We start from the raw sequence: 6838 nt of genomic DNA, 5'->3' as shown, positions 1-6838 counted from the left end.
GTGGATGACGGCTCAACGGGCAACACAAGAGAGATAACAGAACGGGCTGCATTATTAAATAAAAATAATATCAGATATATATATTAGCCAGAACCCGGGCTCCTATCCGGCAGACATTGAGGGGCATCGGAAGCAAAGGGAGAAATTCTTGTCTTTGTCGATGATGGTATTGAGGCGGTCAACGGGTGGTTATCGTCAATAATGGCGGAATTCGAAAATGAGCCAGTTCACATGTGGTTGGAGGTACCAGTCTTCCCAGGTATGAAGTTGACCCTCCCAAATGGATCGATAAATATTGTTCCTGGAAAGATGATCAATTAACATGCGGCTCACTGAGTCTCCTAAATAAGGGAAAAGAAAGGAAAAGGAAATATACAATGACTACTAAAAAGGAATCACTTACTTATAATGACTATGTAAGGGGAATTCAAGATCTAAGACCAGAGGATCAATTAAGTTTAGTTGAAATCATCTCTGCCGGGCTGAAAAAAACTCTTATGAAAAAAAGGGCTAAACATAGAATTACTGAAATTGAAGGATTGGGGGCAGACATTTGGAAAGGCATCGATGCGCAGGAATATGTTCGTAAGGAGAGAGAATCTTGGGATTAATTGATGAACGAAACATTTGCCGGTTTGAGGAATATCCCGCCAGCATCCTTGCCGGCGGGAGGTCAGGCGCAGGGATGCTCCTGATACTATGCACACAACTATGCCGTGTTATGGCAATGTTTTGCCCCTTACATTAATGCGGCATATCGTTATTGTCGGAATTTTTCAAAAAGTTAAAGTGTTGCAATATTACAGAAAGATCATCAATGGAAATAATCAATCCACACGACAAATTCTTCAAAGAGACATTTTCCATCCGGGAAAATGTAATCGATTTCCTTAGTGGTACATTTCCCTCAAAAATCCTGAAAAAACTGGATTTGTCCACTTTAACACAGGATAATAACTCATATATCGACGAAGAACACAAAGAACATTTCTCAGACATTGTATACACCTGTTTCTGTAAAGACAAAGAACTCCGGATAACCCTTTTATTCGAGCACAAGAGTTATGCCGTAGCATGTCCGTATCTGCAGTTGATGAAATACCTTTTAAAGATATGGGAATCAAACAACAAGCAGGCGCAAAGACTCATGCCGGTAATTCCGGTGATATTATATCACGGCAAAGATACGTGGAAAGCAAGAAGGTTCAGAGACTATTTTGAAGGGATAGACGAGGAATTTTTAAGATTTATACCGGAATTTGAATATCTGCTGACAGACCTGAGTAGTTACAGCAATGAGGAAATAAAGGACAGGGTATTTAGAAGGGCATCCCTCCAAATAACCATGTTATTGATGAGGAACATATATAATGACAAAATTCTGGGAGACAAGCTAAAGGTATTCTTTGAAATAGGGAGGCAGTATTTTGAAGAGGAAGGAGGGGTAAAATTTCTGGAAAGTGTAATCAGGTATTTGTACTATGCATCGGATATAGAGGAAGAACGGGTAATAGACACCTTAAAAGAGATATCAGAGGAAGGAGGTAAATTAAGTATGACAATAGCGGCGAGATTAATAGAAAAGGGTAAAATAACCGGTAGGATGGAAGGTCGGATGGAAGGCAGGGAGGAAGGCAGAGCGGAAGGTGCGATAGAGGGCGAGAGGAAGGGAAGGATAGAGGGTCTAATAGAGGCGATAGAGATAGGTTTGGAGCTAAAGTATGGAGTTAACGGTTTAAGGCTTCTGGAGCGTATCAGGAAAATAGCCGTGATAGAGAAGCTGGAGTCAATAAAAGAGGCGGTAAAGATATCAAAGAATATGGAGGAAATTGAAAAATTGCTCTAAATTTTTGAGAGACCATATTTGTAACTATTCAGCGTAAACGATACGCGGCTCGTTCCCAAACCTTGTACTGAACATAGTGAAGTATCTGGCTCGAAAATAAGACTACAAAAAATAGCTCAAGTACAGGTACCGCAATATGATATGGCTATAAAACCATTTTCATCGTTTCTGGGTGTTGCAAATGCAACAGGATGACTGTTTGGGAATGAAATTGCACTGGAAAACTCTGTTTCCAGTGAGGGTTTGACTTGACAAATTATAAACTGTCTGAATCATGTGATTTTATTCCCTATCTATCAACAGACAGGCGAGAAACCGGAGTTTGGGAACGAGTTGCGCTTTGCACTCCGGTAGTTTGTAACAGTTCACTCTTTCCGGATTGTCTTGGTATTTGAAAAGTACCCACCCCTAGCCCCTCCCAAGAGGGGAATACAAAAAGTCCCCTCTTGGGGATTTAGGAGTGGGTGAACTGTTACGGTGGTTTGATAAATTATGCTGAATAGTTAACGTCAGTTAAGAATATGCAAATAGAAAGAAATAATTCAGGAGGACATAAAAATGAGTACTGATATTAAAGAAAAACTTGAAATACCTGATACGCTAAGAAATATTTATACGGAGATGGAAGTTTCTCCAATAGGGCTTTTAAAGAACTATGCTTTAAACCTTATTTTAAATAAAATTAATAAATATGAAGCAGAAAACGCATTCTTTGAGAAAAAGTATGATTGCAAATACGAAGAATTCAAACATAAAGTCGAATCTATGGAAAAAGAAGAGAATTTTGAATGGGAAGACGATTTGATGGATTGGGAATTTGCGTTTGAAAATTTTAGATATTGGCAAAAAAAAGCCCATGAGATAAAAGGCGAATGAAGGAAATACTCGACAAATATAAAGATATTATTAAAAAATATGAAATCCTTGTTTGGGACAGCGAACCACTGGCGTATCGTTTTAAGGCAATAATTACGTTTATGGATGATTCAAGACTTCTGATAAAGGATTATACCTTTCCCCACGGACGCAAATACTCTTTTCACTGGCAAGACAGAAATAGTCATTTAATAATTCGCTGGGACAATGCAATGCACTGGAAAGACATAGATACTTTTCCACATCACAAACATGAAAAGGCCTCCATATCTTCCTCAAAAGAAGTAACGCTGGAAGATATTTTGAACCATATTTATGAGATTTTGAATGATGGACACTGATCAAAAATTATCAATTACTCATATAGATACCCATGATAAAGCCGGTGGTACTGCAAAACAGGAAATACGTATTAAATTAAATATTAAAAGAGTGGTATACGAAAATATTTGCATTATTACGGATTGCAGAACCGAGGCTTTTCCAAAATGAGAACAGGGTCGATTTAAATTCCCCTCTGGTAGTCAAAGATAAAAAAACGGAAATAGTTACAATGTCGAATTACAAAAAATCGGGAATGCTTCCCACTTCAATAGCCAATAAGACTGGAAAATGTAATGAATGCATCAATAATAATACCAACACGCAATCGTTCAAAGTGGCTAACTTCCGCAATTCAATCTTTCGCAGAACAAGACTTTCCATCCTCTCAATATGAAATCATTGTAGTGGATAACGGCTCAACAGACAACACAGGGGAGATAACAGAACGAGCTGCATTATTAAATAAAAACAATATCAGATATATATATGAGCCAGAACCAGGGCTCCTATCCGGCAGGCATCGAGGAATGTCGGAAGCAAAGGGAGAAATACTTGTCTTTGTCGATGATGATATTGAGGCGGTCAACGGGTGGTTATCGGCAATAATGGCGGAACTCAAAGATGAGTCAGTTCACATGGTTGGAGGTCCCAGTCTTCACATGTATGAAGTTGACCCTCCCCAATGGGTCGAGAAATATTATTCATGGAAAGATGATCAATTAACATGCGGCTCACTGAGTCTACTAAATAAGGGAAAAGAAAGATTGGAAATAGATCCCGTATTTGTCTGGGGATTGAATTTTGCAATAAGAAAGAAAACGCTTTTTGATTTAGGGGGTTTTCATCCGGATAATATACCAAAATCCCTACAACACTTTCAGGGCGATGGAGAAACCGGGCTGGCCCTGAAAATGAAAGGAAAAGGACTCAAGGCGGTCTACGCCCCTGGCGCAAAAGTATATCACCACATTCCACGGGAAAGACTCACCGTAGCCTATTTTGAAAAACGATTCTTTTATCAGGGTGTTTGTGATTCATATACACAAATAAGAAAAAATAAAGGGCTGTCAAATATAAAAATCCCTAACTACCAGATATTCGATCAATTCTTACCAAACGTCCCTGCTTATGATCAATATAAACAAATTATCTATAAGCGGATTCATAATGCTTACGTTGATGGGTTTCTTTTCCATCAGGAGGCAGTACAAAAAAGTAAGACGCTTTTGAAATGGGTCTTGAAGGAAGACTATTTTGATTACCGACTCCCTGAGTTAAACCTACAAGAGCAACAACAAATTCAAGAGGTGAGTGATCGTATCCAAAAACGCTCCACACACCTACAATGGCCACGGACTACGGCTCAGGATATGTTCAAGGATGCCTTTAACCTTATTAATTCTGACGACATGGTTACCGCTCTATCTAAATTAGATACCATGGTACATCAATATCCAAACATGCCGAAAGTGCATCTAACCCGTGCTTTGTGTCTGTCTGCACTTGACCGCCCACGGGAAGCAGTACGTGCTGCCATTGCTGAATTAACTATTCAGCACGATAATAAACAGGCAGTAGATATATTATTGAAAAATCAACAGGTGTTATTAGAAGAACTGAAGACTGCACCCCAAGCGGCAGTTCGGCTTGTTGAACGTATACTAAAGTCCAGACTTAACCGGGTTTGATTAAACGTATTAAATAATCGGTCAATAACGTGTAATAAATACGTTGTATATTTTGTGTTTAATTTCATAATATTCTTTAAAAATACCCGGAGAGGATAAAATGCAAACAAATATATTGACAGATGAACAGTATAAAATGCTTTCCCGAAAATTGATTAATAGTATAGAAAGGCATTTTAAGATAACTCCGTTAAATACTTTAAAACACTATAAATATATATTGAGAAAACCTATTTATATTACGATTGAAATGGAAAAGGACATTTTTATAGCATCCTTAGATGATATAGAGGCATTTGCTTATGCTGATACAGAATTTGAAGCAATTAATCGGTTGTGTGAAGAAATAATCAATATCTATGAAGATTTACAGGCGGACAGAGACAATTTAGGTAAATTCCCTAAAAAATGGTTAACCTTCTTAGAGGAGGTTATTGTAAAAAGTGAAGAAAAATGAAGTAGAAAGGTTATTCAAAAAACTGGAATTGAAGACGCGGTCTACGGGACATAATTATGGGTGGTTGACTGTAAATGAGAAGAAGATATTAAGAGTTCATTACTCTCATGGGAAAGGGGACATTCCCGATAAAATTGTATCTAAGATTAGAGGGCAGTTAAAACTATCTTTAAAGGATTTCAAAGACTTAATTGATTGTTCATTGAATTACAACAATTACATCAACATTTTAAAACAAAAGGGAATCATTGATTGATAAAATGGGTGAATGAGTATCTAAATTATATTACAACCGAGTTTAAAATAGAAAGACAGTTGCGACAAGGAGCATTCCCGATTTTTTGTAACCGTTTGTGTGATTGGGGCAAAACAACGCTTCAAGGGATATGGTTTGAACAGGAGCATTTCAGATTTTTGGCTAACTAACTGTACATTGTACCACAAACATCCTGCTTGTGGTATTTTACCCTCAAGCTGGAAACTTGAGTTACTATTCTTCCCCTCCCCCGCTAATGGCATTTTTACAAAAAATCGGGAATGCTCCCGTTGCAACATAGCGCAGCAAAGCCGTAACCAAAAAGAGTTTAACCACAAAGGACCTAGCGCGGCCTTTGGCCGCAACCAAATTCGAAATACGAATGTCGAAATATGAAACAAGTTCAAATGACAAAAACCCAATACTCAAAACTTTACGTAAGCCCTTGATATTAAAGCACTTACGGAAATGGCGGCATGAAAAACACGCATAAAAAACAAGAAATTGATGGATAGTAGTACAAAGAAAAACCTACAAAAAATGTCATTGCGAGGAGTGGAGCGACGAAGCAATCTCTTGTTCCCAAAAGACTTAAGATTGCTTCGCTGTAGCTCGCAATGACGGTATCAATGTAGATATTTTAATGAAACGTTATACTAGTAATAATATATCCCCTGATATGCTGGTTTGATATGTTAAAAACATGAATAAAATAGAACAAATATTCGATGACTATCGCATGATAGCAATTATCATCTATGCTGAATATGAAAAAGAGGGCATTGAATTCTTAACGCCTGATAATTTCTCACAGCAGCTTGCATATATGAAACGTCCTGCCGGATATACAATTCAGGCGCATATCCATAAACCCGTTCCAAGAAATGTTAAATATACGCAGGAAACCTTGTTTATAAAAAAGGGCAAGGTTAAGATAAATTTCTACAATGAAGAAAAACAATATCTGGATTGCAGGACATTAAAAGCAGGCGATGTAATCCTGCTTGTCTCAGGCGGCCATGATTTTTTGATGCTTGAAGATACAGAAATGATTGAGGTTAAACAGGGACCCTACGCTGGTGAAGAGGATAAGGAGAGGTTTTAAGAGATAAAGATTGAGATTGAGGTTGAGGAATGTATAAAAGTTTCAGGGAAATGCCTATATGGAGTGAGGCAATGGAGATGGCAGAATCAGTTCTCCGGCTAACGGAATCTCTTCCAAAGAAAGAGGATTATGGTCTAACTGGGTGCATTCCCGATTTTTTGTGACTTCCGCCATGTTTTAATAAAACGTACAGTAGTGTTAACCCTGACAGGGTTTCAAACCCTGTCAGGGTTGTTTTGCCCCAACTCCATGAACACTTACAAAAAATCGGGAATGCTCCCGTCTA

The 6838-nt window shown here is 38.1% G+C and carries 10 protein-coding genes; all 10 read left to right on the top strand.

The features are described from left to right. The first annotated feature begins 377 nt into the window (after positions 1–377). The 10 genes from M5U24_RS13940 to M5U24_RS13895 all read left to right on the top strand — a co-directional run bounded on the left by M5U24_RS13940 (position 378) and on the right by M5U24_RS13895 (position 6552). Positions 378–611, top strand: a complete 234-nt coding sequence (locus tag M5U24_RS13940; protein WP_099327027.1) for a hypothetical protein — start codon at positions 378–380, stop codon at positions 609–611. Then, a complete protein-coding gene (locus M5U24_RS13935) occupies positions 602–748 on the top strand; it encodes a hypothetical protein (protein WP_157820509.1) in 147 nt (48 codons plus the stop codon). Before M5U24_RS13940 ends, M5U24_RS13935 begins: the two co-directional genes overlap by 10 nt. A gap of 69 nt (positions 749–817) precedes the next feature. Then, positions 818–1846 carry an Rpn family recombination-promoting nuclease/putative transposase gene (locus M5U24_RS13930; protein ID WP_099325190.1) on the top strand — a complete coding sequence of 343 codons (1029 nt, stop codon included), beginning with the start codon at positions 818–820 and terminating at the stop codon, positions 1844–1846. Between the two features lie 558 nt (positions 1847–2404). After that, entirely contained in the window at positions 2405–2722 is a 318-nt protein-coding gene (locus M5U24_RS13925; RefSeq protein WP_099325191.1) for a hypothetical protein, read from the top strand. Further along, positions 2719–3063: a DUF6516 family protein gene (locus M5U24_RS13920; RefSeq protein WP_197705393.1), complete on the top strand. Its 345-nt coding sequence runs from the start codon at positions 2719–2721 to the stop codon at positions 3061–3063. The genes M5U24_RS13925 and M5U24_RS13920 overlap by 4 nt, the downstream gene beginning before the upstream one ends. Further along, positions 3050–3214, top strand: coding sequence for a hypothetical protein (locus M5U24_RS13915; RefSeq protein WP_157820510.1), 165 nt, complete (start codon positions 3050–3052; stop codon positions 3212–3214). Before M5U24_RS13920 ends, M5U24_RS13915 begins: the two co-directional genes overlap by 14 nt. A gap of 125 nt (positions 3215–3339) precedes the next feature. Continuing rightward, complete coding sequence (locus M5U24_RS13910; protein ID WP_298202747.1) at positions 3340–4734, top strand: glycosyltransferase family 2 protein; 1395 nt, start codon at positions 3340–3342, stop codon at positions 4732–4734. A gap of 100 nt (positions 4735–4834) precedes the next feature. Beyond that, positions 4835–5191, top strand: a complete 357-nt coding sequence (locus M5U24_RS13905) for a hypothetical protein (protein WP_099325193.1) — start codon at positions 4835–4837, stop codon at positions 5189–5191. Then, positions 5178–5447 (top strand): hypothetical protein, encoded by a 270-nt coding sequence (locus M5U24_RS13900; RefSeq protein ID WP_099325194.1) that lies wholly within the window; start codon positions 5178–5180, stop codon positions 5445–5447. Before M5U24_RS13905 ends, M5U24_RS13900 begins: the two co-directional genes overlap by 14 nt. Before the next feature lie 703 nt (positions 5448–6150). Continuing rightward, positions 6151–6552, top strand: coding sequence for a hypothetical protein (locus tag M5U24_RS13895; RefSeq protein WP_099325197.1), 402 nt, complete (start codon positions 6151–6153; stop codon positions 6550–6552). Positions 6553–6838 lie beyond the last annotated feature (286 nt).

It is taken from the genome of Candidatus Kuenenia sp., from assembly GCF_027493735.1.
Taxonomy (GTDB): Bacteria; Planctomycetota; Brocadiia; order Brocadiales; family Brocadiaceae; genus Kuenenia; species Kuenenia stuttgartiensis_A.
This window is presented reverse-complemented; position numbering and strand designations above follow the sequence as displayed.

What these genes read in the sequence shown, in the direction of transcription:
- M5U24_RS13940 (WP_099327027.1), top strand. Translation starts at nt 378, where the DNA reads ATGACTACTAAAAAGGAATCACTTACTTATAATGACTATGTAAGGGGA.
- M5U24_RS13930 (WP_099325190.1), top strand. Translation starts at nt 818, where the DNA reads ATGGAAATAATCAATCCACACGACAAATTCTTCAAAGAGACATTTTCC.
- M5U24_RS13925 (WP_099325191.1), top strand. Translation starts at nt 2,405, where the DNA reads ATGAGTACTGATATTAAAGAAAAACTTGAAATACCTGATACGCTAAGA.
- M5U24_RS13920 (WP_197705393.1), top strand. Translation starts at nt 2,719, where the DNA reads ATGAAGGAAATACTCGACAAATATAAAGATATTATTAAAAAATATGAA.
- M5U24_RS13915 (WP_157820510.1), top strand. Translation starts at nt 3,050, where the DNA reads ATGATGGACACTGATCAAAAATTATCAATTACTCATATAGATACCCAT.
- M5U24_RS13910 (WP_298202747.1), top strand. Translation starts at nt 3,340, where the DNA reads ATGAATGCATCAATAATAATACCAACACGCAATCGTTCAAAGTGGCTA.
- M5U24_RS13905 (WP_099325193.1), top strand. Translation starts at nt 4,835, where the DNA reads ATGCAAACAAATATATTGACAGATGAACAGTATAAAATGCTTTCCCGA.
- M5U24_RS13895 (WP_099325197.1), top strand. Translation starts at nt 6,151, where the DNA reads ATGAATAAAATAGAACAAATATTCGATGACTATCGCATGATAGCAATT.